Genomic DNA, 21,834 nt, shown 5'->3' with positions numbered 1-21,834 from the left:
CGATACATCGCGACCGGTCCGGAGTGTAGCGCAGCCCGGTAGCGCACTTGACTGGGGGTCAAGGGGTCGTCGGTTCGAATCCGGCCACTCCGACCATTTTAAACAAGGACTTACCCCCAAAGTCCGTCTCATCGATCGCCATCTACCCCTGGCACACATCGACCCATTCGGCGCCGGTGAGATCAGCCATGCGTTGCGGTGCGATGCGCACCGCCGCGTTGGTGGCGCCGGCGGCGGGCACCACCTCTTCGAAACCGCGCAGCGACACGTCGCAATAGACCGGCAGCGGCGCCGGCAGGCCGAACGGGCAGACACCGCCGACCGGATGGCTGGTTGCCTCGATAACCTCAGCGGCCTCCAGCATGCGCGGCTTACTGCCGAACCGATCCTTGAACTTGCGATTGTCCAGCCTGGCGGTGCCGCTGGTCACGATCAGCATGGTGCGTTCGCCGACGCGAAGGCAGATCGTCTTTGCGATCTGCGCCGGCAACACGCCGTGCGCCTGCGCAGCCAATGCTACGGTTGCCGAACTCGCGTCAGTCACGATCACGTCGATGTCAGGCGCCTTGCTGGCAAAGAAGGCACGAACGGATTCCAAGCTCATCGAAACCCCGCGGATCGAAATGACGAAGCAGCAAGCTAGGCCGGCGCGTCCATAAACACGTGCCGAAGCCTTCAGTCACGGCAAACAGAAAACCCGCCAAGGTCCCCGGCGGGTTTTCGAACATGCATGGCACTGGCGCTACAGCGCGGGGCGGTCTTGCGCGGCCCGCGCCTGCACGGCCGTGCCGAGCAGCGCCTCCTGAGGAAGCCGAAGCGCCGACGCAATACGGCGCAGTTGCGACGGATCGGCCGTCCTGCCGTTCTCGATATCCTCGATTTCGTCGACCGACAGACCGGTTGTCAGGGAAAGCTCCTCGACACTGTATCCCCTGGTTTCCCGAATCGTTCTGAGGGCGCTATGGCCTTGCCCGGCTTCGCTGGCAACCAGTTCCGGGAGGGGTTCGCGCTTTGCACTGTATGGCATTGGCAACTCCGTTGGCTGAAAGAGTTTGATGAAAATGGTGTTGCCTGAGACGGCGAGAACATGCCCGCTTGCGGGTGATTTGCCAAGTCACAAACTGGCCGTCACAGCATCGTGAACCATGCCTGGCGGACGCCGCTCGCAACCGCTCTCGATCAAGTTCTTTTGAACACCTGATCACCTCGTCCCTCGATGATTTTTACGACCCCGTTCGTTGGTTCAATTGCGCCGGCGCGAAACCCAAGACGTTGCCGGCGCGGCTGTCATTTTCCTGAAAGGATCAATGCGATGAAATTGCGGACAATCATGATCGTGCTCGGCACGCTTTCCAGCCTTGGCCTTGCTGCAACCAGCGCGCCGGCGGCAGACACGGTGCGGGTGCGCGGCGTCGTGGCCAGTTCCGACCAATCCCAGCTGACGGTGAAAAACCGCCAGGGTGGCTTGGATAAGATCAAGCTCGCTGCCGGATGGAAGATATCGGGTGTCGCGGGCGCGTCGGTAAAGGACATCAAGCTCGGCGATTTCCTCGGCATAGCATCCGTGTCGAAAGCCGATGGCGGCAGCGGCGCGCTCGAGGTCGTGGTGTTTCCCGCAGCCTTGAAAGGCACGGGCGAAGGCGACCGCGCCTGGGACCTCAAGCCCAACAGCCGCATGACCAACGGCACCGTCGCCGACGTGACCGACGTGAATGGCCGCGCGGCGACGCTGACCTATGACAACGGCCAGACAAAGAAGATCTCAATCCCCGACAAGACGCCGGTCGTCACCTTCGCGCCGGCCACGCCGGGCGATCTCAAGCCCGGCGCGCCCGTCGTGGTCACCGCGACGCGCGGCGCCGACGGCACGCTGAGTGCCAACCGCGTCGTGGTCGGCAACAATGGCGTGGTCCCGCCCATGTAAGCCGGTTGCGTCTGCGGCCCCGTACCGAAATTTCTCCCGCTCATCGGCGCTGTGGGCTCAGCCTGTCGGCGGAGCCCACAGCCTGCGCCGCCAGACACATTCCAGAAACAAAATTCTATATTCGGGAAATACTGACGAAAAAAATCGGGAGCGTAATCCCGCTCGCGGCGAACAGGCTGTTGGCCTGATTCAGATTGCCTGCGAAAAAAGGAAGATATCCATGAAGAAGTCCCTCCTCTCGGCCCTCGGGCTTGCAGTTGCACTTGCATTCACCATGCCAATCCTCGGCGCGACCAGCGCTGATGCGGCGCCGATGCACAAGCATCATCGTCATCATCGCAAGCACCATCGCAGCCACCACTACCATCATCACCACCACCACAAGGTTATGGGCAAGAAGGCCTGAGCTTAACCGACTGCCAATGAGAAGACCGGCTTTGGCTTCTTGTTCGAAGCCGGTCTTCTCCTGGTTTCCTCCGGATACGCGCCGTATCAGCGCGATCTCGCAGCGCTACAACGAGCGCCTGCTCTGACGAAAAAAACCCTGTTCGTGCTGCAGACCGACAAGCTGGGGCTATGGCCCTTTTTTCGTGGCACCCACAGGCGCCGCTGTCCTAAACCGGGTGCACTTTCGGGCAACATGAATCGCCCGCGCACCGATCCAGCGGAACCGAGGAATAAAATAAGGTCAGCGCCGGCTGAACAGCAGACTGGCGACCAGACCAAGCACCACAAAGCCGATCGCCGCGGCCGTCGCCGGATGCTCGCGGGCGGATTTCTCGATCGCCCTGCCCCGCTCGCGGATCGCCGGCAACGCATCGTGCAGACGTTCCGCAAGGTCGGAATACGTGTCAAGCGCCGCGTCGCGACCGTCTTCGTAATAGGCGCCGCCCCGCCTGGACGCAGCCTTCTTCAGGGCCGCCAATTCCCTGGAGAGTGCAGCGACCCGCCTGTCGAGATCGACGTCCGAGAGGGTCGAGAATAATGCCATGATGCGTTTCCTTGTCTGCTCAAGCCTTGTCTTGCTCAAGAAAACGTAACGCATCACCCAAAGGCGGGTTCCCGTTCTTCAGGCGCCGGCCGGTTGCCCGTCAGCGCACTTGGTCGAGGAGGCGCTTGCATTCGAGGAGGTCGAACAACGCTTCCTGCAACAGCGCGCGATTGTCCCGCGACAGTTTCGAAGCGTCCGGCTGGACCGGGCCTTCCTCCTCGCTCTTGCCAAGACCGAAGAAACGGCGGCTGGGCTTGACCCTCGGCTGGCCAACCAGTTCGTCATCTCCGCCGCGCGGCTGCGCTGCCGCCGTCAACGGCACCTGGTCGGCCTGCTTTCGTTGCGAGATCGCCTCGACGGCGGCCATATCGCCATTGCCGATGGCAACCAGGAAATGGTTGCCGTTTTCGCGCAACAGCTTCTGCACGCCCTTGATGGTGTAGCCCTGGTCGTAGAGCATATGGCGAATGCCCTTGATCAGTTCGACATCCTGCGGCCGGTAGTAGCGGCGGCCGCCGCCGCGTTTCATCGGCTTGATCTGGTTGAAACGCGTTTCCCAGAAGCGCAGCACGTGCTGCGGCAGATCGAGGTCTTCGGCGACCTCGCTGATGGTGCGAAAGGCGTCAGGGCTCTTGTCCATGGGCGAAATCCTCACACTGGAGCATGATCCCGGGACATGGGAACCGGCGTTCGAATGAAATTCCCTCGACAGGAGGGAGCTCATTCCGGCCGCGCGTAACGATCACGCGGAACACCAATCCGGCCATGTTGCCGAATCGGGTCTCATTTCAGCGGTTTGTGAGGCAATATTCAAGCCCGGCATCATCGCAAGGCCTGTTTTCAACCGTGCATTTGCAGCGAGCCTACTTGCCGCCCTTTGCCTTGCCGCTCTGGTGGGAGCGCAAGATGCGGTTCTTCAGCACGTTCGACGACTTGAAGGTCATCACCCGGCGCGGCAGGATCGGCACCTCTTCGCCGGTCTTGGGATTGCGCCCGATGCGCTCGTTCTTGGAGCGGACGTGGAACGTCGCGAAAGACGACAGTTTCACCGTCTCGCCACGGACGATCGCCTCGCAGATCTCGTCCAGCACCGCCTCGACAAGTTCCGCCGATTCAGTGCGCGACAAACCTACCTTGCGGTAAACGGCTTCGGCAAGGTCGGCGCGCGTAAGTGTCTTTCCCCCCATGCGACCGTCCCATCAGCTCAAACATAAAATCGACACAACAGCGGCAGAGCCTAAGTAATTGATCCGGCAAGGTCAAGGACCGAACCGGACCGTTCGGCACTTACCAGCGAAGCAGAACCGCGCCCCAGGTGAAGCCGCCGCCCATCGCTTCCAGAAGCACAAGGTCGCCCTTTTTGATGCGGCCATCGGCAACAGCCACGGAAAGCGCCAGCGGCACGGAAGCAGCCGAGGTGTTACCGTGCAGATTGACCGTCACCACCACCTTTTCCTCAGCTATCCCGAGCTTCCTGGCGGAAGCGTCAATGATCCGTTTATTGGCCTGATGCGGCACGAACCAGTCGAGGTCGTCGGCGGTGATGCCGGCCTGCGAAAACGTCGCCTCGATGACGTCGGTGATCATGCCTACCGCATGTTTGAAGACCTCGCGGCCTTCCATCCTGAGGTAGCCCACCGTTCCCGTCGTCGAAGGCCCGCCGTCGACAAAGAGCTTGTCCTTGTGCGCGCCGTCGGAGCGCAGGCTCATCGCTAGCACGCCGCGGTCGGCAATACTGCCGCCCCCTTCACCGGCTTCAAGAACCAGGGCGCCGGCGCCGTCGCCGAACAGTACGCAGGTCGAGCGATCGGTCCAGTCAAGGATGCGCGAAAAGGTTTCCGAGCCGATCACCAGCACGCGCTTGGCCAAGCCGCCGCGAATATAGAGGTCGGCCGTGGTTACCGCATAGACGAAGCCCGAGCATACCGCCTGCAGGTCGAAGGCAAAGCCGTGATGCATGCCGAGCCGGTTCTGGATCTCGACGGCCGTGGCCGGAAAAGTATTGTTGGGCGTCGAGGTCGCCAGCACGATCAGGTCGATGTCTCCGGGCGTCAGGCCGGCATCGGCGAGCGCTGCGCGCGCCGCCGCCTCACCCAGCGAAGCGGTGGTCTCGTCGTCGGCCGCGATATGGCGCTGGCGGATGCCGGTGCGCTGGGCGATCCACTCGTCCGAGGTTTCGACCATGCCTTCAAAGTCGGCATTCTTCATGATGCGGCGGGGCAGCGCGGCGCCCATGCCGCGCACGACTGATCTGATCAAAGTTCTTTCCTATTCCTTTGCGTCGCTGACGACGTCGGATTTCCTAGATGTCTGGGCATGCGGATTGCGCGCATGGAACAAGTCCAGGTCGGCCTCGATGCGGTCGAGCAGATTGTTGCGCACCATATCGTAGCCGAGTTCGATGGCGGCGGCGAAACCATCCGAATCGGCGCCGCCGTGGCTTTTCACCACAATGCCGTTCAGCCCCAGGAAAACGCCGCCATTGGAGCGGCCGACATCCATCTTTTCGCGCAGGCGATCGAACGCGCCCTTGGCGAAGATATAGCCGATCCTGGCCATCAGCGTACGGCTCATCGCCGCCCGCAGGTAGCCGCCAATCTGGCGCACCGTGCCTTCCGCCGTCTTCAGGGCGATGTTGCCGGCGAAGCCTTCGGTGACGACGACGTCGACCACGCCCTTGCCGATATCGTCGCCCTCGACGAAACCGTGATAGTTCATCGAGGCCATATTGGCTTCACGCAGCATGCGCCCAGCCTCCTTGACCTCTTCCTGGCCCTTGATCTCCTCGACGCCGACATTGAGCAGGCCGACACTGGGCCGCGAGACGCCGAAGACCGATCGGGCCATGCCGGTTCCAAGGATGGCAAAATCAATGAGCTGGTGCGCATCCGCGCCAATGGTGGCGCCGACGTCGAGGACCACGCTTTCGCCGCGCAGCGTCGGCCAAAGTGCCGCGATCGCCGGGCGGTCGATGGTGGCCATGGTGCGCAGGCAGAATTTCGACATCGCCATCAGCGCGCCGGTGTTGCCGGCCGAGACGCAGGCGTCCGCCGTACCCGACTTGACCGCCTCGACAGCCTTCCACATCGATGACTTCCAGCGGCCATGGCGCAGTGCCTGGCTCGGCTTGTCGTCCATCCTGACGGCCACCTCGCAGTGGAAGAATTCGCTCACACCGGCCAGCTTGGGAAATTTGGCCAGTTCGGGTCGTACGGCCTCCTCCCGCCCGTAGATGACGAAGCGGACGTCGGGACGGCGGGTCGCGACCGTCATGAGCGCCGGAATGACCACGGCTGGTCCGTGATCGCCGCCCATGGCATCGATGGAAATCCTGATCACGCGGTATTCATCTCACGGTTTTGCTTAGGCGGCGGATCGTTTTAGTGATCGCGAAGGTTCGGCGAAAATAGCGGTTTTGGACATTCGCACAACCGACTTTTCCGTCGCGGGTGAGGTTTTCAGGATTTTCCCAACAGCGACCGCAGTTTCTGCTGAAATTCATTCTCCACCGGTTCGGCCTCGCGGCCGGCATCAAGCGACGCACCCGGCTTGCGCGGATAAGGATCGATGGCCAGTCCGAAGAACTGCTCGGCGAGTGCCCCGACATCGATCGTGTCGCCTGAAAATGTTTCGGGACTGTCAGGTCCATCCGCGTCGAGCAGGATCTCGCCGCCGCCTTCGAATCCCTGTCGTCCAAGCTTGGAATCCTCGGGCAGGAACAGAGCCTCGAATGATTCGTCGATATGCGCCCCGACCGGATCGAGCGTGACGATACAGGCCTGGGTGATGTCGGCCTCGACCCGGCCGCTGACCTTCACGCCATTGCGTTTCCACGGCGTCACCAGGAATTCGGCACGGTAGGCTTCGACCGAGAGCAAGCTGTGCTCTTCGGCGAGTGTCGCGCGCTGGGTGGCGTCGGCCTCGATGACCACCGGCAAGCCCTTCTGCGGCAGGCGGGCGACGTTGGCAAAAAACGATACCGGACTTTGCGGATCGGCGTGCTTCATCGATCTGCCTCCTGGGCGAGCGGAAAGGTCACCGTGCCGGAGACGATCGCCCGGCACGGCTGCGTGGCCAGCCGATTGCGGGCATCGGCGACATAGTCGGACAGTCGTGACGCTTCCGCCCAGGCCGCGGCGTCGGGCCGGACATTGCGTGCAAGGGCGGCGGTGAGCCCATCATGATCATTGCGCTCCAATGCGTCGTCATAGGCGGCGGTGCGGCCATAAAACATCTTCGCCAGCTTTTTCATGCGCTTGGGCACTCCGACATCGCCAATGCCGAGTTCCCGCAGCGAATGGTCGACGTCGAGGAAAAACTCGTCGATCAGCACCTGCGCGATCTCCTGCGCCACGCCGTCTTCCCCACGCAGCCGGTGCTGGACCAGGAACATGTGCAGCGACAGCATTTCGAAACGCCCAAGCGGCGTGTCCGGCACATTCCAGTGGGAATAAAATACGGTCTGCCGCGCGGCCGCCACGATTTGTGCGTAAAGCGCGTCGGTGATGGCGCGGTTGGCGTGGCGTTCGCGACCAAAAAGGCGCTGGAACATGGGGATGGTCTCCGGGGACCGTTTGTTGAATTGGCCTTGTTGCATCGGCAAGCAAGCTGGTTTACCGGTTTTGCGGCCCAGCGCAAGTTGCGGCGATATAGTGGAGAATTGTTGTTGCGCGCGCTGAATTTCAAGTCGACCTTCTCTTCCAGGCCCGCTGGCGCGATCTCGCTGCTGGCCATCATTGCGGCGCTTTCGGCCTGCAACAGTTCCAAGATGATCGGTGATCTGAACCCCAGCGAAACGCTGACGCAGGGGTATGTCATCGATCAGCAGGCGATCGATTCGGTGCCGGTCGGCTCAAGCCGCGAGCAGGTGCTGCTCGCGCTCGGCACGCCCTCGACGACGGCGACCTTCGACAATGAAGCCTTTTACTACATCTCGCAGACTCGCAAGCGCTATGTCGCCTTCGACAAGCCCCGGCTGATCGATCAGCATGTGCTGGCGGTTTATTTCGGGGCCGATGGGCGGGTCACCCAGATCGCCAATTACGGCCTGAAGGACGGCAAGATCTTCGACTTCATCTCGCGCACCACGCCGACTGGCGGCAAGGACCAGAACTTCCTCAGCCAGATCATCAACGGCGCCAGCAAGCTGGCGCCCGGCATTCCCGGCGGCGGCACTCCCTGATCTCAGACCCGCCTTCCCCTTGGGGATGGCAGCACCATCTCAGGCGACCAAAAACCCGTGGGAGCGATCCCACGGGTTTTTGTTATCATGGGGCGGGAGAGGCCGGCTCGTCGGCGATGGGCAGACAGCGACGGCAGGACGCGGACGCAGCCGTTGAAATTCGTTTTCCGCCTTCCAAAACCGCCGTCAAATAAAAACCCGCGGGGATTGCTCCCCGCGGGTGTTTTCAATGTCGAGCTTTGCCGCTCAGCCGTGCGCCAGCACCGCCAGCAGCAGGAGCGCCACGATATTGGTGATCTTGATCGCCGGGTTGACCGCCGGGCCGGCCGTGTCCTTGTAGGGATCGCCGACCGTATCGCCGGTCACCGAGGCCTTGTGCGCCTCGGAACCCTTCAGGTGCTTGATGCCGTCCTTGTCGGTGAATCCGTCCTCGAACGACTTCTTGGCGTTGTCCCAGGCGCCGCCGCCCGAAGTCATCGAGATGGCGACGAACAAGCCGTTGACGATGACGCCGAGCAGAGAGGCGCCGAGAGCCGCAAAGGCCGACGCTTTCGAGCCCGAGATCAGCAGCACGCCGAAATAGACGACGAGCGGCGCCAACACCGGCAGCAGCGACGGGATGATCATTTCCCGGATCGCCGCCTTGGTCAGAAGATCTACCGCGCGCGCATAGTTCGGCTTGGACGTGCCGGCCATGATGCCCGGGTCGTCACGGAACTGCTTGCGCACCTCCTCGACGATGGCGCCCGCCGCGCGGCCGACGGCCGTCATGGCGATGCCACCGAACAGATACGGGATCAAGCCGCCGAAGATCAGGCCGGCGACGACGTAGGGGTTGGAAAGATCGAAGGAGACCTCGCCCATGCCCTGGAAGTAGGGATATTTGTCGCCATTGGCGGCAAAGAATTTCAGGTCGTTCGAATAGGCCGCGAACAGCACCAGTGCGCCGAGGCCCGCCGAACCGATGGCATAGCCCTTGGTCACCGCCTTGGTGGTGTTGCCGACCGCGTCGAGCGCGTCGGTGGAGTGGCGCACTTCCTTGGGCAGGCCGGCCATTTCGGCGATGCCGCCGGCATTGTCGGTGACCGGGCCAAAGGCATCGAGCGCGACGATCATGCCGGCAAGGCCGAGCATGGTGGTGACGGCGATCGCCGTGCCGTAAAGGCCGGCGAGCTGATAGGTCGAGATGATGCCGCCGACGATGACGATGGCCGGCAGTGCCGTCGATTCCAGAGAGACCGCAAGGCCCTGGATGACGTTGGTGCCGTGCCCGGTCACCGACGCCTGGGCGATCGAGTTGACCGGACGCTTGTTGGTGCCGGTGTAGTACTCGGTGATCACGACGATGAGACCGGTCACCACGAGGCCGATCAGGCCGCAGATGAACAGGTTCTTGCCGGTGATGACCATGCCGGCGACAGTGCCGACCTCGCCCCAGCCAAGCGTGGCCGAGGTGGCGACGCCCAAGCCCACGATGGACAACAGGCCGGTGACGATCAGCCCCTTGTAGAGCGCGCCCATGATCGAACCGTTGGAGCCGAGCTTGACGAAGAAAGTACCGACGATCGAGGTCAGGATGCAGGCGCCGCAGATAGCGAGCGGATAGAGCATCGCGGCACTCAGAACCGCGGTGCCGCCAAAGAAGATGGCGCCCAGCACCATGGTGGCGACGACTGTCACCGCATAGGTCTCGAACAGGTCGGCCGCCATACCGGCGCAGTCGCCGACATTGTCACCGACATTGTCGGCAATGGTGGCGGGGTTGCGCGGATCATCCTCGGGAATACCAGCTTCGACCTTGCCGACCAGATCGCCGCCGACATCGGCACCCTTGGTGAAGATGCCGCCGCCGAGACGGGCGAAGATCGAGATCAGCGAGGCGCCGAAGCCGAGCGAAACCAGCGAGTCGATGACGATACGGTCATTGGGCTGAAGCCCCATGAAATGGGTGAGGATCAGGTAGTAGATCGACACGCCAAGCAGGGCAAGGCCGGCAACAAGCATGCCGGTGATGGCGCCCGACTTGAATGCGATGTCGAGGCCGGCGGCAAGGCTGTTGGAAGCGGCCTGTGCCGTGCGAACATTGGCCCGCACCGAAACATGCATGCCGATGAAGCCGGCCGCGCCCGAAAGCACGGCCCCGATCAGGAAGCCGATCGCGGCGGTGATGGACAGCAGCCACCAGGCGAGCAGCAGCACGACCACGCCGACGACGGCGATGGTGGTGTACTGGCGCGCCAGATAGGCTTGCGCGCCCTCACGGATGGCGGCGGAGATTTCCTGCATGCGTGCATTGCCCTGGTCCGACGCGAGGACCGAACGTGTCGCCCAGATGGCGTAAAGGACAGAAAGCAGGCCGCAGGCGATGACGGCGGAAATTATGGTCATGCCGGGTTTTCCTCGATTGCTGGCCCAAAAGAACCCCTCCCTGGGCCGTTGAGACAAAGACGGAATCCCGTGCGCGGAATCCCCCTCTTCGCAGCGGTGTATGCGAAACAGGGCCGCGAACGTCAAGATATTGTTCGGTTTTTGCCCGGCTTTCGCCCAAAAGAGCCAGACGGCGGCAGGTGTCGCCATGCCGCTGCTGCTTTATATCGATTGAAATCACGGATCAGCACTCAGGTTTGGCGCAGATCACCGTCTGGCTGGATGACGAAGATCAGCACCGCCAGCATGGTCATGTAGAACATGAATGCCTTCTGCTGGCCGTTCCAGATGCTCGATTGCCACATGGCGAACCACTCGCCGCCCACCACCATAAATCCAAGATACCAGATCAGGAATCCCATCGTCGCGGCGATAACGGCGAATTTCTTGGCATCGTTGAAAACCTCTCCGCTGGCATTGCGCGCTTGCCACAGGTTCCAGGCCGCGATCAGGTAGAGCAGACAGGTCAGCGCCTCGCCGGCGATGATGAGCCAGTAGCCCGTCGTCCATAGCGAGGGGTCGGTGATCGAGCGATACATCAGCGCGTTCCCGGGAAAGGTCGTGTCCATGCTCAGCACGTGCTGGACAAAGGCGAAGTTTGAGCCGTAATCGGTGACGTTGCCGAAAGCGACAAGAAAGGCGAAAGCCGCCAGACAGAGACACATGACGATCTTGGAGAAGCGCAAGGTCATGGCAAGAACTCCTGCTGAAGGATCGGGGCATCGGCCCAATCAATCGCCGAGTCCCGAAGATCGCGCAACTGGCAGGCGGGTGTTGATTACGCTCACGGCCAGCGCAAGACATTATGCCGGCAAGCAAGTCATCGCCGAACCCATCGAGGCGCTCCAGCTCGGCAGCGATTGCGCCGTGGGTGATCTTGTCTCGCTCGTGAAAGCCGGCACACAACACGACTTTGCCGTCATCTGCCGCCGCTGGATCTGCAAAGAGCAAGGCATCGAACTCGAACTGACGCTCGACCACCCTGCCCGTTCAAGTGGACGTTGAAAGATCGGAGCACCGGGACAGAAGCCTACTCGGCCTGGCGCCCCATGCGCCGCGCGGCATAGCGTTCGACCGCCGACAACCCATCATAGATCAGCACGGCCAAGGCGGCGACGATCAGGCCGCCCTGCAAGATGAAAGCGAGATTGTTGGACAAGAGCCCGGCAATGATCACCTCGCCCAATGTCTTCGCTGCAACCGTCGAGCCGATGGTGGCGGTGGCCAGGCTGATAACCACCGACAGCCTTATGCCGCCGAGGATGACCGGCGCGCTGAGCGGCAATTCGACCTTCAGCAGCCTTTGCCAACCGGTCATGCCGGCACCGCGCGCCGCTTCCATGACATTGCCGGGCAACGTCGTCAGGCCGGTCAGCGCGTTCTCGAAGATCGGCAGCAGACCATAGAGGAACAATGCGATCAGCGTCGGCTTCTCGCCGAACCCGACCGCCGGCACGGCAAGCGCCAGCACCGCCACCGGCGGGAAAGTCTGACCGATATTGACCAGGCTGCGTGACAGCGGCAGGAATTCGGCGCCGGCAGGCCTGGTGACCAGGATGGCGAGCGCGACCGCCACGATGGTGGCGGCGAGCGTGGCGATCAGCACGGTGCGCAGGTGCAGCAGCATCAGCGTCAGCAAGCTGCCCTGATTGTAGATCACCGGCGCGCCGTTCTCGGTCAGCGGCTTGAGCAGCGGCTCGAACCAGCCGGGACTGGTGACGAAAGCGACCAGCAGCACCACCAGCGCAAGCCTGAGCAGCAACGGCAGCCAGGCTTTCATGCCGGCCTCGCCGCACGCTTCACCAAGCCGTCGACGGTAACGCGACCGAGCGGCTTGCCGTCGGCATCCTTGACCGGCAGCGCCGGGCGGCCGGACCAGAGAAGTTCGGCCAGCGCGTCGCGCTGGCTGGCGTCGCCAGGAATCGCCTCACCTTCCGCCGCGCCCTTTTCGACTGCGTCGCGCACGCGGCCGAGCGACAGCAGCCGGAACGGTTTTTCGCTGGCGCCCACCAGGGTCTCGACGAAGCCGCTGGCCGGCCTCGCCAGGATCTCCGCCGGCCTGGCATATTGTACCAGCTTGCCGGCATCCATGACGGCGATCTTGTCGCCCATATGCACGGCCTCTTCCATGTCGTGGGTGACGAGGATGATGGTGGTGCCGAAGCGCCTCTGGATCGCAAGAAGGTCTTCCTGCGCCTTGGTGCGGATTATGGGGTCAAGCGCGCCGAACGGCTCGTCCATCAACAGCACGTTGGGTTCGGCCGCGAGCGCGCGGGCGACGCCGACGCGCTGCTGCTGGCCGCCGGAGAGCTCGTGCGGGTAGCGCGGGCCGTAGGCCTGCGGGTCGAGCTGATAGAGCGTCATCAGTTCGTCGACGCGCGCCTTGATGCGATCCTTGTCCCAGCCAAGCAGCACCGGCACGGTGGCTATGTTCTGCGCCACCGTTCGGTGCGGGAACAGGCCGTGGCCCTGGATGGCGTAGCCGATGCTGCGCCGCAGCTCGTAGCCGGGCACCGAGCGGTTGTCGGCGCCGTCGAGCTTGATGACGCCGGAAGTCGGCTCGACCAGCCGGTTGATCATGCGAAGCAGCGTCGTCTTGCCGGAGCCCGAGGTGCCGACGATGACGCAAAGGGTGCGGGGCTCTATGATCATCGAGACTTCATCGACCACCGTGGTCGCATCGTAGCGCTTGGTAATGCCTTCGATCTCGATCATGCGGGGTCCGCCCTGCGCTTGGTTGAGGTCATTTCGATCACCGCGTCGAGAATGATGGCAGCAGCGAAGGCGAGCGCAACCGTCGGCACGGCGCCAAGCAGCACCAGGTCCATCGCGGTCTGGCCGACGCCCTGGAACACGAACACGCCGAAGCCGCCGCCGCCGATCAGGGCGGCGATGGTGGCGAGGCCGATGTTCTGCACAAGCACGATGCGGATACCGGTGAGGATCACTGGGAAGGCCAGCGGAAACTCGACGCCGAACAGGCATTGGCGATCCGTCATGCCCATGCCGCGCGCCGCGTCATTGGCGGCACGCGGCACACCGGCAAGGCCGACCACGGTATTGGCGACGACCGGCAGCAGCGAATAGAGGAACAGCGCCACGAACGCAGGTGCCGTTCCGATGCCGCGGATACCGAGCGCGGCCGCTCCCGGCACATGCGCCGCCACCCAGCCGAGCGGTGCGATCAGCAGGCCGAACAGCGCAATCGAGGGAATGGTCTGGACGATGTTGAGCACGTTGAGCACGCCGGCGCGCAGGCGCTCGACGCGATGGCACAGGATGCCAAGCGGCAGGCCCAGTATCACCGCCGCCGCCAGCGAACCAAGCGCCAGCGTGACATGTTTGGCGCCCTCGGCCCAGAAACTGTCGGCACGGTTGAAATATTCCTTGAGGATCGAAAGGCTGTCCCAGGATCCCGTTATCAGCAGCAGCCCGATGGCGAGCGCGGCAACGACAAGCACGCCGACACGTGACCAGGGAGACAGGTTCATTCTCGTCAGCACGTCGGCCAGCAGGAGGGTAAAGGCAAAGATCAGCAGCCAAAACCCGGAGGCCGGCGAAACGCGCGCGAAGGTATTGCCTGCCGGGGTCAGGAATGTCCCGGTGACGCCGATCAACAGCGCGAGAGCCGCCAGCGTGATCACGCTGGCGGCAAGGCGCAGGACGAGCGGCGTTTTCAGCAGCGCGACAAGCGCGGCTGCGACAACGATGGCCAAAAGCAGCGGGCCGGCCATTGCCGGAAGTGCCTCTACGATCGAGCGCGCCTGGCCGGGCACGATGCGATTGGCGCGGAACGTGGCGAAGGGTGCTACGAAAGCCGCATAGGCAGCGATCGCAGCGATGACCACGCCGAGCTTGTCGAAGCGGAGGGTCATGGCTGCCCCTCAAAGGGGGAAATCTGCCACGAGGTACACAGTTGGCTGGCGACTGGCGAAAGCCGACGCGATTTCCGATCTCCCCCCTTGCGGGGGAGATGGCCGGCAGGCCAGAGGGGGGTGTGAAGGATCGCCAACTTTCGAGCGTCGGCTTGTTCGAAAACGGTCCTGTCCGAGCGCGCAGCTGTGACGAGTTGAGAGGTCGGCGGGACAGCACCCCCCTCTGTCCTGCCGGACATCTCCCCCGCAAGGGGGGAGATCGGCAGCTTCCAGAGGGGGGCGCCTCGCACCAGCATCACGGTCAGCTAAGCGCTGACTACTTCAAGAACCCATTCTTCTTCAAAAAGTCTTCCGCCACACCCTTGACCGGCTCTCCGCCGACCTGGACGCGGCCGTTGAGTTCCTGCAGCGTGATGAGGTCGAGCTTGGCGAAGACCGGCTTCAACAACGTCTCGATCTCGGGATGCTCCTTCAGCACCGCCTCGCGGATGATCGGCGCCGGCTGGTAGACCGGCTGCACGCCCTTGTCGTCATCGAGCACGACCAGCCCGGAGGGCGCGATGCCGCCGTCAGTGCCGTAGACCATGGCGGCGTTGGCGCCATTGGTCTGGTTGGCTGCCGCCGCGATGGTCGCGGCCGTGTCGCCGCCGGAGAGCGTGATCAACTGGTCAGGCTTCAACGTGAAGCCGTAGGTGGTCTGGAACGCCGGCAGGGCCGCGGCTGAATTGACGAACTCGGCCGAGGCCGCGAGCACCACCTTGCCGCCGCCGGCGACATATTTGCCGAAGTCGGACAGGGTGGCGAGCTTATTGGTTTCGGCCACCTCCTTGCGCAGTGCGATCGCCCAGGTGTTGTTGGCCGGCGACGGCGACAGCCAGACGATCTTGTTGGCGTCGTAATCGAGCTTCTTGGCCGTCTCATAGGCCTTGGCGGCGTCCTTCCAAACCGGGTCGTCGGTCTTCTCGAAGAAGAAGGCGGCATTGCCGGTGTATTCGGGATAGATGTCGATCTCGCCGGCGGTGATCGCCTTGCGCACCACCGGCGTGCCGCCGAGCTGGATGCGGTCAGTGGTCTTGATGTTGTTGGCGTTGAGGACGAGCTGGATGATATTGCCTAGCACGCCGCCCTCGGTGTCGATCTTTGAGGAAACAACCACCTGAGCATTCGCCGATGCCGCCGTGATGCCGAGCGCGAGCGCCGCGCCAGCCAGAAGCTTGATTGAAAACATTGTGAAAATCCCTTGCTGTGAACCGGAATTCGGTGCCGCATATGAGCACGGCTCCAACGTCTCGTCGGGGCACACGGTTTCATAACAAGTGGTACAGACGCAATATTTTTGTTCGGAAGGCCAATTGCGACGCGACGCTGGCGATCTGCTGCCATCTGGCGGATAATGCGGTGAGGGTGCGGGTGGCAAACACGGAGAGCGTGTCATGGCCATACACAAAGTCGGTTACCTCATCGGCAGTCTTGCCCGGGAATCCATCAACCGCAAGCTCGCGAAGGCGCTCGTTCAACTTGCCCCTCCCGAACTCGACATGACCGAAATCGCCTTCAAGGATCTGCCACTGTACAGCTACGACTATGACGCCGACTTCCCACCGGCAGCCCGGGATTTCAAAAAGGCGATCGCCTCCGTCCAGGCTGTATTGTTCGTCACCCCGGAGTACAACCGCTCGATCCCTGGTGGATTGAAGAACGCAATCGACTGGGCCAGTCGGCCCTACGGCAAGAATTCGTTCGCGCGCAAACCGTCGGCTGTCATCGGAACATCGCCGGGCGCCATCGCGACCGCCGTTGCCCAACAAAGCCTTCGAAGCGTTCTGAGTTTCTGCAATTCGCCCCAGATGAACGCGCCTGAAGCCTACATACAGTTCACGCCGGGGCTGATCACCGACGACGGCGAGGTGACGGTCGAATCCACTGAGGACTTCCTGCGCAACTACATGGCTGAGTTTCACATGTTCATAGCGCGAGTGCTTCAGGTTCTGCCGCCGGACGCATAAATTCAAATTGGGCGTCAAGCCAGACGCAAGCTCGCAATCCTCAGCGCGCCGAGCGCGACGAAGCATAGCACGGTGACGGGAAAGATCATCCAGTTCAGCATGGTCCAGCCCCAGGCATTGTAGACCATGCCCGACATCAGCGAGGCGCAGGCCACGGAGCCGAACAGGACGAAGTCGTGGAACCCCTGCACCTTGCCCTTTTCGGAAGGCCGGTAGCTTGCCGCGACCATGGCCGTGGCGCCGATGAAGCCGAAATTCCAGCCGAGGCCGAGCAGGATCAGCGCCGTCCAGAATTGCCATAGCGCCAAGCCGGACAGCGCGACGACCGCACAGCCGATCAGCAGCAGGAGGCCGACCGCGACAATGCGTTCAGCACCGAAGCGATGGATCAGCGATCCGGTGAAGAAGCTCGGCCCGAACATTGCCATGACATGCCACGAAATGCCGAGCGTCGCATCGTCCTCCGACAGGCCGCAGCCGACCATGGCGAGCGGCGCGCCGGTCATGACGAAGCTCATCAGGGCATAGCTGCCGACCGCGCAGAAGAGTGCCGCGACGAAACGCGGCTGCGTGACGATCTCGGCCAAGGGCCGGGCATCGCTGCCGGCAATTTCCGTTCCGCCGGCGGCGGCCCTCGCCGGCAGGCGCAGCAATGACAGGATCGCCGCGCCGACGGCGGCTAGCACCAGGATGGATGCGAACGAACCGGCAAACATCACCGGTGCGAACAACTCGCGGGTGAAGATGACGATCTGCGGTCCGAGAATGGCGGTGATGATGCCGCCCGCCAGCACGAAGGAGATGGCGCGCGCCTTGAACTGCGGCGGCGCATTGTCGGCGGCGGCAAAGCGGAACTGCTGGACGAAGGCGCCACCGACACCGATCACCGTCAGGCCGAAGGCAAACAGCCAAAAACTGCCATGGAAGAGTGCCAGCGTCGCGACCAGACCGCCAAGCGCGGTGACGATCGTACCGGTCATGAAGCCGCCGCGCTGGCCCATGGCGCGGATGATGGCCGCCGCCGGCAGCGCACCGAGTGCCACGCCGAGATTGAAGCCGGTGATCGGCGCCGTCGCCAGCGACTTGTCCGGGCCGAGCAGATATTGACCGGCAAGCGCGCCCATGGAGATGGCGATGGGCGCTGCCGAACCAATGATCGCCTGCGAGGCGGCGAGGATCAACGCGGTGCGCCGCGCCTCCCTGGCCGCCTCGATGGCGACCGCCGTCATGAAGCGTCCTTGCCGCGTCCCTCGCCACGCACCCGACGGGAGACGCGATCGAGCACGGCGTTGACCAGCTTCGGCTCGTCTTCCTCGTAGAAAGCCTTGGCGATATCGACGTATTCGGAAACGATCACCGCCACCGGCACGTCTTCGCGCTTCATCAGTTCGTAGACACCGGCGCGCAGGATTGCGCGCAGTGTCGAATCGAGGCGCGACAGCGGCCAGTCATCGGTCAGCGCCTGGCGGATAACCGGATCGATGGTTTTCTGGTCCTCGACGACACCGGTGAGGATGGCGCGGAACCATTGGGCATCCGCCTCGCGGTAAAGCGCGCCATCGACTTCCTTGCCAAGGCGAAACGCTTCGTATTCGGCAGTGATCTCGAAGACGCCGCTGCCGGCGACATCCATCTGATAGAGGGCCTGCACGGCGGCAAGCCGCGCCGCGCCGCGCTTGTTGGCGTGGCGCACCGTGGGCTGTCCGGGCGAAGCGGGGTCGCTCACGATCGCGCTCCCAGTCGTTCCTTGAGCGCGATCATGGTCAGCGCCGCGCGCGCGGCAAAGCCACCCTTGTCGCCCTCCGAACGCTTGGCTCGCGTCCAGGCCTGCGTGTCGTTTTCCGTGGTCAGGATGCCGTTGCCGATACAGACCGAGTCCTGCACGGACAGGTCCATCAGTGCGCGGCTGGATTCATTGGCGACGATATCGAAGTGATAGGTGTCCCCGCGGACGACGGTGCCAAGCGCGACGAAGCCGTCATAGTTCATGCCGCCTTCCGCCGCGCCGTCCAGCGCGAAGGTAATGACGGCGGGAATTTCGAGCGAACCTGGAACGGTGACGACGTCGTAGGTCGCACCCGCTTCGTCAAGCGCGCTCGTCGCGCCTTCGAGCAGCGCGTCGGCAAGATCGTCGTGGAAGCGTGCCTCGATAACGAGAAGGTGGGCCTTCTTCTTCGGGCGAATGAACGCTTTGCCGTGTTGGGATGTGCCAGCCATAAATGTCTCCGGGATCGCCGGTGACTTAGGCCGAAGCCGGATTGATCGCAAGCACAAGATTGCCTCATTGGGACGGGGTACCGAGATCGGACAGTCTGTAGCGAGGCTTTGAGCCCAGGCAACAATGGCGTGGGCCACTACTCGGCCAGCATCTACATCGGCCACCCCAGCCGCGCTTGCACTTTGGAATTCCTGTTTTCCATCACCGCTAGTTCCTCATGAACAGCTCGGCGATGCTCAAAGCCCCTCTTTCGCCGCTTCCGCCAGGCGGGCCGCATAGCGGGCCATGGTGTCTATCTCGAGATTGACGCGGTCGCCGACCTGGCGCTCACCCCAGGTGGTGACGGTCAGCGAATGGTGGATCAGAAGCACGTCGAAGCGGGTGCCTTCCACCTTGTTGACGGTGAGCGAGGTACCGTCGAGCGCGACGGAGCCTTTCGGCGCGATGAACTTCGCCAGCCCGCGCGGCGCTTCCAGCGTGAAGCGAACGGCGTCGCCTTCATCCTTGCGCTCGACGATCTCGGCCGTACCGTCGACATGGCCCGACACGATGTGGCCGCCAAGCTCGTCGCCGATCTTCAACGCCCGCTCCAGATTGATCCGCGTGCCCGATTTCCAGCCCATCGCCGTCGTCAGCCGGAGCGCCTCCTCCCAGGCCTCGACTTCGAACCAGCGCGCGTTCGAGCCGCTGTCGGGCAAGGCCGTCACGGTAAGGCAAACGCCGCCGCATGATATCGAGGCGCCGATGGCGATGGTTTCGGGATCATAGGCGGTGTCGATACGCAATCCCACGCCTTCCCGCAGCGGCTTGACGGCCGCGACGGTGCCTATGTCGGTAACAATGCCGGTAAACATCGGTGTTGATCCTAAAAGTCTCTTATCCACTCGGCGTAGCTGTCCTCGCCGAACCGCATCTCGCGCAGTTTGCGAAATCCCGCCGGGACATGGTTGGCATCGATGGGCGATGCAATGCCCCCCTTGCCAATCGCCTCCGGTCCTCGGAACAGCACGATGCGGTCAACCAGGCCTTCCGACAGGAAGGCGCTGGCCACCTTGGCTCCACCTTCGACCAGCACGCTGGCCATACCGAGCGCAGCAAGATCCTCGAGCAGTTCCGGCAGCGCCACGCCGCCTTCATGCGTCTCGGTGCCGATGAAACGCACGCCGGCGCGTTCGAGCGTTGCCCGCCGCAGAGGATCGGCTTCCAGGCAAGCCGCGACGTAGAGCGGCACCCTGTCGACACCGGACACCAGTTTCGAAGTCTCAGGCAGCCTGATCTGCCTGTCGAGCACAATGCGCGCCGGCGACCGGTTCTCCAATCCCGGCAAGCGCACCGTCAGCGCCGGGTCGTCCTCCAGCGCCGTGCCAATGCCGATCAGGATGGCATCGGCTTCGGCGCGCATTAGATAGACTTCACGGCGCGCAATGTCGCCTGTGATCGACACCTGCCCAACACCTTCCATGCCGATCTTGCCGTCGCTGGAAAGCGCTAGCTTGAGAGTCACTTCCGGCCGTTTCCTAAGCGATCGAATGAGATAGCCGGCCATCTGCTCGGCGGCCTCCGCCGCCAGGACATTCTCCACAACATCGACGCCCGCGGTGCGCAGGATCGCGTAGCCTTGGCCTGACACGCGCGGATCGGGGTCGCTGGCGGCGCCAACGACGCGCGCGATGCCGGCATTGACCAGAGCGTTGGCGCAAGGCGGCGTGCGTCCGTGATGCGCGCAAGGCTCCAGCGTGACGTAGGCGGTGGCGCCGCGCGCCAGTTCGCCCGCTTCGGCGAGCGCCTCGGTCTCGGCATGCGGGCGGCCGCCGACAGCGGTGACGCCGGTGCCGACAATCATCGGGCCCAAGCCATCGTCGCGCACGATGAGTGTACCAACGGAAGGATTGGTTGAGGTCCGGCCCGCATTCCTGCGCGACAGTCTGAGTGCGGCTGCCATGAAACGGCGGTCAAGGGCTGCCTGTCCGGCCTCGCTGTGTTCCGCCATGCTCAGCCAGCGTCCTCTTCGCTCTTGTCCTCGTCGCCTTTCAATTCCCCCAGCAGCTCATGGAAATCCTTGGCCTCGCGGAAATTGCGGTAGACCGAGGCGAAGCGGACGTAGGCGACGTCGTCGAGCGACTTCAGCGCTTCCATGACCAGCCGCCCAACCTCGCCCGAGGCCACTTCGGTCTCGCCGGAGCTTTCCAGCTGGCGCACGATGCCGGTCACGGCACGATCGATGCGCTCGGGATCGACATTGCGCTTGCGCACCGCGATCTCGACGGAGCGCAAGAGCTTGTCGCGGTCGAAAGGCACTTTTCGCCCCGACTTCTTGACCACGACGAGGTCGCGCAACTGCACGCGCTCGAAGGTGGTGAAACGGCCGCCGCAATCGGGGCAGACGCGACGCCTGCGGATCGCCGCGCCATCCTCGGCGGGGCGCGAATCCTTCACCTGCGTATCTTCGGACTGGCAATAGGGACAGCGCATTGAGAGCCTTGGGTTCACGAATCTGGTGAGGCGAAAAGGCTTAGAGCCTTTTGCCACGATGGCAAGGCACGCAGATCCTTTCGCGTCAGAGATAGCGAGCCGCGAGGCAGATTGCCAGCACCCGCCTTCGCGCGCTTGGCTAGGGTGCAACGTCCTTGGTCGGAAAGCCGCATGATGTGCCGAGGTTGCGGTAGGCCTTGGTGAAGCCGTCCATCGGAATGCTGGCGAAAGCCTCTTTGCCGAAAGCGACATCGAGCGAGGTGACTTTGCGCATGGCTCGCAAGAGCGCGAGACTGGTCTTGGGCTGGTTGTCGACCGTCCAGCTGGGACGGCCGTTCACGGCATCGTTCGAATAGACGGTGGCGGAAACCTTGACGCCAGGATCACCAAAAGTCGCGGCGATCTTCTTGCCAGTGGGCAGGTTCCGGTTGTCGACAATAAGCATGATGGCCGGGTAGGCGTCCGGCGGCATGGCGTCGCCGTTCGAGATCGACAGCGTCAGCGTGCCCGAATTGCCGCTGGCATCGAAAAAGGCAGTCGAAGCGGCGCAGGTCTTGCGCGCATCCTGCCCGGTGTCGAGCGTATCGACGATGGTTGTCCATCTGCCGAAGGTAGCGGTGGCGGGCACTTCAGGGGCGGTCTGCGCAAGGGCAGTCCCGGGCAATGTCAGGGAAACGGCCAGCAAGCCATGGGCGCCAAGGATGGCGGGACGGAAATTACGCATCGTCTGGTCTCCAGT

Annotated in this window: 27 protein-coding genes and 1 tRNA gene; 6 read left to right on the top strand and 22 right to left on the bottom strand. The window is 63.2% G+C overall.

Annotated features, from left to right (window positions below; translation table 11 throughout):
* The first annotated feature begins 19 nt into the window (after nucleotides 1-19).
* A tRNA-Pro gene (locus FJ951_RS15440) sits at nucleotides 20-96 on the top strand.
* A 46-nt stretch (nucleotides 97-142) separates the two neighbouring features.
* Here the strand turns inward: FJ951_RS15440 and FJ951_RS15435 are convergent.
* Both FJ951_RS15435 and FJ951_RS15430 read right to left on the bottom strand, forming a co-directional pair.
* A complete protein-coding gene (locus FJ951_RS15435) occupies nucleotides 143-604 on the bottom strand; it encodes a YbaK/EbsC family protein (RefSeq protein ID WP_140515717.1) in 462 nt (153 codons plus the stop codon).
* 138 nt (nucleotides 605-742) lie between these two features.
* Entirely contained in the window at nucleotides 743-1,027 is a 285-nt protein-coding gene (locus FJ951_RS15430; RefSeq protein WP_140493999.1) for a helix-turn-helix transcriptional regulator, read from the bottom strand.
* A gap of 285 nt (nucleotides 1,028-1,312) precedes the next feature.
* On the opposite strand from FJ951_RS15430, the gene FJ951_RS15425 reads away from it, so the two are divergent.
* The gene (locus FJ951_RS15425) at nucleotides 1,313-1,924 is read left to right on the top strand and encodes a hypothetical protein (RefSeq protein ID WP_140515715.1); all 612 of its coding nucleotides are present in this window, start codon (nucleotides 1,313-1,315) and stop codon (nucleotides 1,922-1,924) included.
* Nucleotides 1,925-2,144: 220 nt separating this feature from the next.
* Nucleotides 2,145-2,330, top strand: a complete 186-nt coding sequence (locus FJ951_RS15420) for a hypothetical protein (RefSeq protein WP_140494001.1) — start codon at nucleotides 2,145-2,147, stop codon at nucleotides 2,328-2,330.
* 282 nt (nucleotides 2,331-2,612) lie between these two features.
* Here FJ951_RS15420 and FJ951_RS15415 read toward each other — a convergent pair whose 3' ends face one another.
* The 7 genes from FJ951_RS15415 to FJ951_RS15385 form a co-directional block, all read right to left on the bottom strand.
* Nucleotides 2,613-2,915 (bottom strand): hypothetical protein, encoded by a 303-nt coding sequence (locus FJ951_RS15415; RefSeq protein WP_140515713.1) that lies wholly within the window; start codon nucleotides 2,913-2,915, stop codon nucleotides 2,613-2,615.
* A 100-nt stretch (nucleotides 2,916-3,015) separates the two neighbouring features.
* Nucleotides 3,016-3,555: a MerR family transcriptional regulator gene (locus tag FJ951_RS15410; RefSeq protein WP_140515711.1), complete on the bottom strand. Its 540-nt coding sequence runs from the start codon at nucleotides 3,553-3,555 to the stop codon at nucleotides 3,016-3,018.
* Nucleotides 3,556-3,778: 223 nt separating this feature from the next.
* Nucleotides 3,779-4,102, bottom strand: a complete 324-nt coding sequence (locus FJ951_RS15405) for an integration host factor subunit alpha (protein ID WP_140494007.1) — start codon at nucleotides 4,100-4,102, stop codon at nucleotides 3,779-3,781.
* A gap of 100 nt (nucleotides 4,103-4,202) precedes the next feature.
* Nucleotides 4,203-5,174 carry a beta-ketoacyl-ACP synthase III gene (locus tag FJ951_RS15400; RefSeq protein ID WP_140494008.1) on the bottom strand — a complete coding sequence of 324 codons (972 nt, stop codon included), beginning with the start codon at nucleotides 5,172-5,174 and terminating at the stop codon, nucleotides 4,203-4,205.
* A gap of 9 nt (nucleotides 5,175-5,183) precedes the next feature.
* Nucleotides 5,184-6,254 (bottom strand): phosphate acyltransferase PlsX, encoded by a 1,071-nt coding sequence (gene plsX / locus FJ951_RS15395; protein WP_140494009.1) that lies wholly within the window; start codon nucleotides 6,252-6,254, stop codon nucleotides 5,184-5,186.
* A 119-nt stretch (nucleotides 6,255-6,373) separates the two neighbouring features.
* Nucleotides 6,374-6,922 carry a DUF177 domain-containing protein gene (locus tag FJ951_RS15390; RefSeq protein ID WP_140515709.1) on the bottom strand — a complete coding sequence of 183 codons (549 nt, stop codon included), beginning with the start codon at nucleotides 6,920-6,922 and terminating at the stop codon, nucleotides 6,374-6,376.
* A complete protein-coding gene (locus FJ951_RS15385) occupies nucleotides 6,919-7,467 on the bottom strand; it encodes a ubiquinol-cytochrome C chaperone family protein (protein ID WP_140494013.1) in 549 nt (182 codons plus the stop codon). Before FJ951_RS15385 ends, FJ951_RS15390 begins: the two co-directional genes overlap by 4 nt.
* Nucleotides 7,468-7,581: 114 nt before the next feature.
* Between FJ951_RS15385 and FJ951_RS15380 the strand changes: the two genes are divergently transcribed.
* Nucleotides 7,582-8,097: an outer membrane protein assembly factor BamE gene (locus tag FJ951_RS15380; protein WP_140494015.1), complete on the top strand. Its 516-nt coding sequence runs from the start codon at nucleotides 7,582-7,584 to the stop codon at nucleotides 8,095-8,097.
* A 246-nt stretch (nucleotides 8,098-8,343) separates the two neighbouring features.
* Here FJ951_RS15380 and FJ951_RS15375 read toward each other — a convergent pair whose 3' ends face one another.
* Both FJ951_RS15375 and FJ951_RS15370 read right to left on the bottom strand, forming a co-directional pair.
* A complete protein-coding gene (locus tag FJ951_RS15375; RefSeq protein WP_140494017.1) occupies nucleotides 8,344-10,485 on the bottom strand; it encodes a sodium-translocating pyrophosphatase in 2,142 nt (713 codons plus the stop codon).
* A gap of 230 nt (nucleotides 10,486-10,715) precedes the next feature.
* Nucleotides 10,716-11,216 (bottom strand): DUF2165 domain-containing protein, encoded by a 501-nt coding sequence (locus FJ951_RS15370; RefSeq protein ID WP_140515707.1) that lies wholly within the window; start codon nucleotides 11,214-11,216, stop codon nucleotides 10,716-10,718.
* Between FJ951_RS15370 and FJ951_RS15365 the strand changes: the two genes are divergently transcribed.
* Nucleotides 11,188-11,529, top strand: a complete 342-nt coding sequence (locus FJ951_RS15365; RefSeq protein ID WP_224519177.1) for a hypothetical protein — start codon at nucleotides 11,188-11,190, stop codon at nucleotides 11,527-11,529. The genes FJ951_RS15370 and FJ951_RS15365 overlap by 29 nt on opposite strands.
* A gap of 25 nt (nucleotides 11,530-11,554) precedes the next feature.
* On the opposite strand, the gene FJ951_RS15360 is transcribed toward FJ951_RS15365, so the two are convergent.
* The 4 genes from FJ951_RS15360 to FJ951_RS15340 all read right to left on the bottom strand — a co-directional run bounded on the left by FJ951_RS15360 (nucleotide 11,555) and on the right by FJ951_RS15340 (nucleotide 15,627).
* Entirely contained in the window at nucleotides 11,555-12,304 is a 750-nt protein-coding gene (locus FJ951_RS15360; protein ID WP_140494023.1) for an ABC transporter permease, read from the bottom strand.
* Nucleotides 12,301-13,239: an ABC transporter ATP-binding protein gene (locus FJ951_RS15355; RefSeq protein WP_140515705.1), complete on the bottom strand. Its 939-nt coding sequence runs from the start codon at nucleotides 13,237-13,239 to the stop codon at nucleotides 12,301-12,303. The genes FJ951_RS15360 and FJ951_RS15355 overlap by 4 nt, the downstream gene beginning before the upstream one ends.
* Nucleotides 13,236-14,399, bottom strand: coding sequence for an ABC transporter permease (locus FJ951_RS15350; protein ID WP_140515703.1), 1,164 nt, complete (start codon nucleotides 14,397-14,399; stop codon nucleotides 13,236-13,238). The genes FJ951_RS15355 and FJ951_RS15350 overlap by 4 nt, the downstream gene beginning before the upstream one ends.
* Before the next feature lie 316 nt (nucleotides 14,400-14,715).
* The gene (locus FJ951_RS15340) at nucleotides 14,716-15,627 is read right to left on the bottom strand and encodes an ABC transporter substrate-binding protein (protein ID WP_140515701.1); all 912 of its coding nucleotides are present in this window, start codon (nucleotides 15,625-15,627) and stop codon (nucleotides 14,716-14,718) included.
* A gap of 205 nt (nucleotides 15,628-15,832) precedes the next feature.
* Here FJ951_RS15340 and FJ951_RS15335 point away from each other — a divergent pair, with 205 nt between their 5' ends.
* Complete coding sequence (locus FJ951_RS15335; protein ID WP_140494031.1) at nucleotides 15,833-16,405, top strand: NADPH-dependent FMN reductase; 573 nt, start codon at nucleotides 15,833-15,835, stop codon at nucleotides 16,403-16,405.
* Nucleotides 16,406-16,419: 14 nt separating this feature from the next.
* Here FJ951_RS15335 and FJ951_RS15330 read toward each other — a convergent pair whose 3' ends face one another.
* From FJ951_RS15330 to FJ951_RS15300, 7 genes are all read right to left on the bottom strand, one after another.
* Nucleotides 16,420-17,634, bottom strand: coding sequence for an MFS transporter (locus tag FJ951_RS15330; RefSeq protein WP_140494033.1), 1,215 nt, complete (start codon nucleotides 17,632-17,634; stop codon nucleotides 16,420-16,422).
* Entirely contained in the window at nucleotides 17,631-18,131 is a 501-nt protein-coding gene (gene nusB, locus FJ951_RS15325) for a transcription antitermination factor NusB (RefSeq protein WP_140494035.1), read from the bottom strand. The genes FJ951_RS15330 and nusB overlap by 4 nt, the downstream gene beginning before the upstream one ends.
* The gene (ribH, locus tag FJ951_RS15320) at nucleotides 18,128-18,622 is read right to left on the bottom strand and encodes a 6,7-dimethyl-8-ribityllumazine synthase (RefSeq protein ID WP_140515699.1); all 495 of its coding nucleotides are present in this window, start codon (nucleotides 18,620-18,622) and stop codon (nucleotides 18,128-18,130) included. Before ribH ends, nusB begins: the two co-directional genes overlap by 4 nt.
* A gap of 237 nt (nucleotides 18,623-18,859) precedes the next feature.
* Nucleotides 18,860-19,477, bottom strand: a complete 618-nt coding sequence (locus FJ951_RS15315; protein ID WP_140515697.1) for a riboflavin synthase — start codon at nucleotides 19,475-19,477, stop codon at nucleotides 18,860-18,862.
* Nucleotides 19,478-19,488: 11 nt separating this feature from the next.
* The gene (gene ribD / locus FJ951_RS15310; protein WP_181165168.1) at nucleotides 19,489-20,619 is read right to left on the bottom strand and encodes a bifunctional diaminohydroxyphosphoribosylaminopyrimidine deaminase/5-amino-6-(5-phosphoribosylamino)uracil reductase RibD; all 1,131 of its coding nucleotides are present in this window, start codon (nucleotides 20,617-20,619) and stop codon (nucleotides 19,489-19,491) included.
* Entirely contained in the window at nucleotides 20,616-21,095 is a 480-nt protein-coding gene (gene nrdR, locus FJ951_RS15305) for a transcriptional regulator NrdR (RefSeq protein ID WP_010915593.1), read from the bottom strand. The genes ribD and nrdR overlap by 4 nt, the downstream gene beginning before the upstream one ends.
* A gap of 139 nt (nucleotides 21,096-21,234) precedes the next feature.
* On the bottom strand, nucleotides 21,235-21,819 hold the full coding sequence (locus FJ951_RS15300) for a hypothetical protein (protein WP_140494043.1): 585 nt from the start codon (nucleotides 21,817-21,819) through the stop codon (nucleotides 21,235-21,237).
* Nucleotides 21,820-21,834: the final 15 nt, after the last annotated feature.

The organism is Mesorhizobium sp. B2-2-3, assembly GCF_006442405.1.
Classification (GTDB): domain Bacteria; phylum Pseudomonadota; class Alphaproteobacteria; order Rhizobiales; family Rhizobiaceae; genus Mesorhizobium.
This window is presented reverse-complemented; position numbering and strand designations above follow the sequence as displayed.

Coding starts and splice junctions, on each gene's coding strand:
- FJ951_RS15330 (WP_140494033.1), bottom strand. CDS start 17,634: ATGACGGCGGTCGCCATCGAGGCGGCCAGGGAGGCGCGGCGCACCGCG.
- FJ951_RS15335 (WP_140494031.1), top strand. CDS start 15,833: ATGGCCATACACAAAGTCGGTTACCTCATCGGCAGTCTTGCCCGGGAA.
- FJ951_RS15365 (WP_224519177.1), top strand. CDS start 11,188: ATGACGATCTTGGAGAAGCGCAAGGTCATGGCAAGAACTCCTGCTGAA.
- FJ951_RS15385 (WP_140494013.1), bottom strand. CDS start 7,467: ATGTTCCAGCGCCTTTTTGGTCGCGAACGCCACGCCAACCGCGCCATC.
- FJ951_RS15360 (WP_140494023.1), bottom strand. CDS start 12,304: ATGAAAGCCTGGCTGCCGTTGCTGCTCAGGCTTGCGCTGGTGGTGCTG.
- FJ951_RS15430 (WP_140493999.1), bottom strand. CDS start 1,027: ATGCCATACAGTGCAAAGCGCGAACCCCTCCCGGAACTGGTTGCCAGC.
- FJ951_RS15405 (WP_140494007.1), bottom strand. CDS start 4,102: ATGGGGGGAAAGACACTTACGCGCGCCGACCTTGCCGAAGCCGTTTAC.
- nrdR (WP_010915593.1), bottom strand. CDS start 21,095: ATGCGCTGTCCCTATTGCCAGTCCGAAGATACGCAGGTGAAGGATTCG.
- FJ951_RS15390 (WP_140515709.1), bottom strand. CDS start 6,922: ATGAAGCACGCCGATCCGCAAAGTCCGGTATCGTTTTTTGCCAACGTC.
- FJ951_RS15340 (WP_140515701.1), bottom strand. CDS start 15,627: ATGTTTTCAATCAAGCTTCTGGCTGGCGCGGCGCTCGCGCTCGGCATC.
- FJ951_RS15425 (WP_140515715.1), top strand. CDS start 1,313: ATGAAATTGCGGACAATCATGATCGTGCTCGGCACGCTTTCCAGCCTT.
- FJ951_RS15435 (WP_140515717.1), bottom strand. CDS start 604: ATGAGCTTGGAATCCGTTCGTGCCTTCTTTGCCAGCAAGGCGCCTGAC.
- FJ951_RS15315 (WP_140515697.1), bottom strand. CDS start 19,477: ATGTTTACCGGCATTGTTACCGACATAGGCACCGTCGCGGCCGTCAAG.
- FJ951_RS15420 (WP_140494001.1), top strand. CDS start 2,145: ATGAAGAAGTCCCTCCTCTCGGCCCTCGGGCTTGCAGTTGCACTTGCA.
- ribH (WP_140515699.1), bottom strand. CDS start 18,622: ATGGCTGGCACATCCCAACACGGCAAAGCGTTCATTCGCCCGAAGAAG.
- FJ951_RS15415 (WP_140515713.1), bottom strand. CDS start 2,915: ATGGCATTATTCTCGACCCTCTCGGACGTCGATCTCGACAGGCGGGTC.
- FJ951_RS15350 (WP_140515703.1), bottom strand. CDS start 14,399: ATGACCCTCCGCTTCGACAAGCTCGGCGTGGTCATCGCTGCGATCGCT.
- FJ951_RS15375 (WP_140494017.1), bottom strand. CDS start 10,485: ATGACCATAATTTCCGCCGTCATCGCCTGCGGCCTGCTTTCTGTCCTT.
- FJ951_RS15410 (WP_140515711.1), bottom strand. CDS start 3,555: ATGGACAAGAGCCCTGACGCCTTTCGCACCATCAGCGAGGTCGCCGAA.
- FJ951_RS15370 (WP_140515707.1), bottom strand. CDS start 11,216: ATGACCTTGCGCTTCTCCAAGATCGTCATGTGTCTCTGTCTGGCGGCT.
- FJ951_RS15355 (WP_140515705.1), bottom strand. CDS start 13,239: ATGATCGAGATCGAAGGCATTACCAAGCGCTACGATGCGACCACGGTG.
- FJ951_RS15300 (WP_140494043.1), bottom strand. CDS start 21,819: ATGCGTAATTTCCGTCCCGCCATCCTTGGCGCCCATGGCTTGCTGGCC.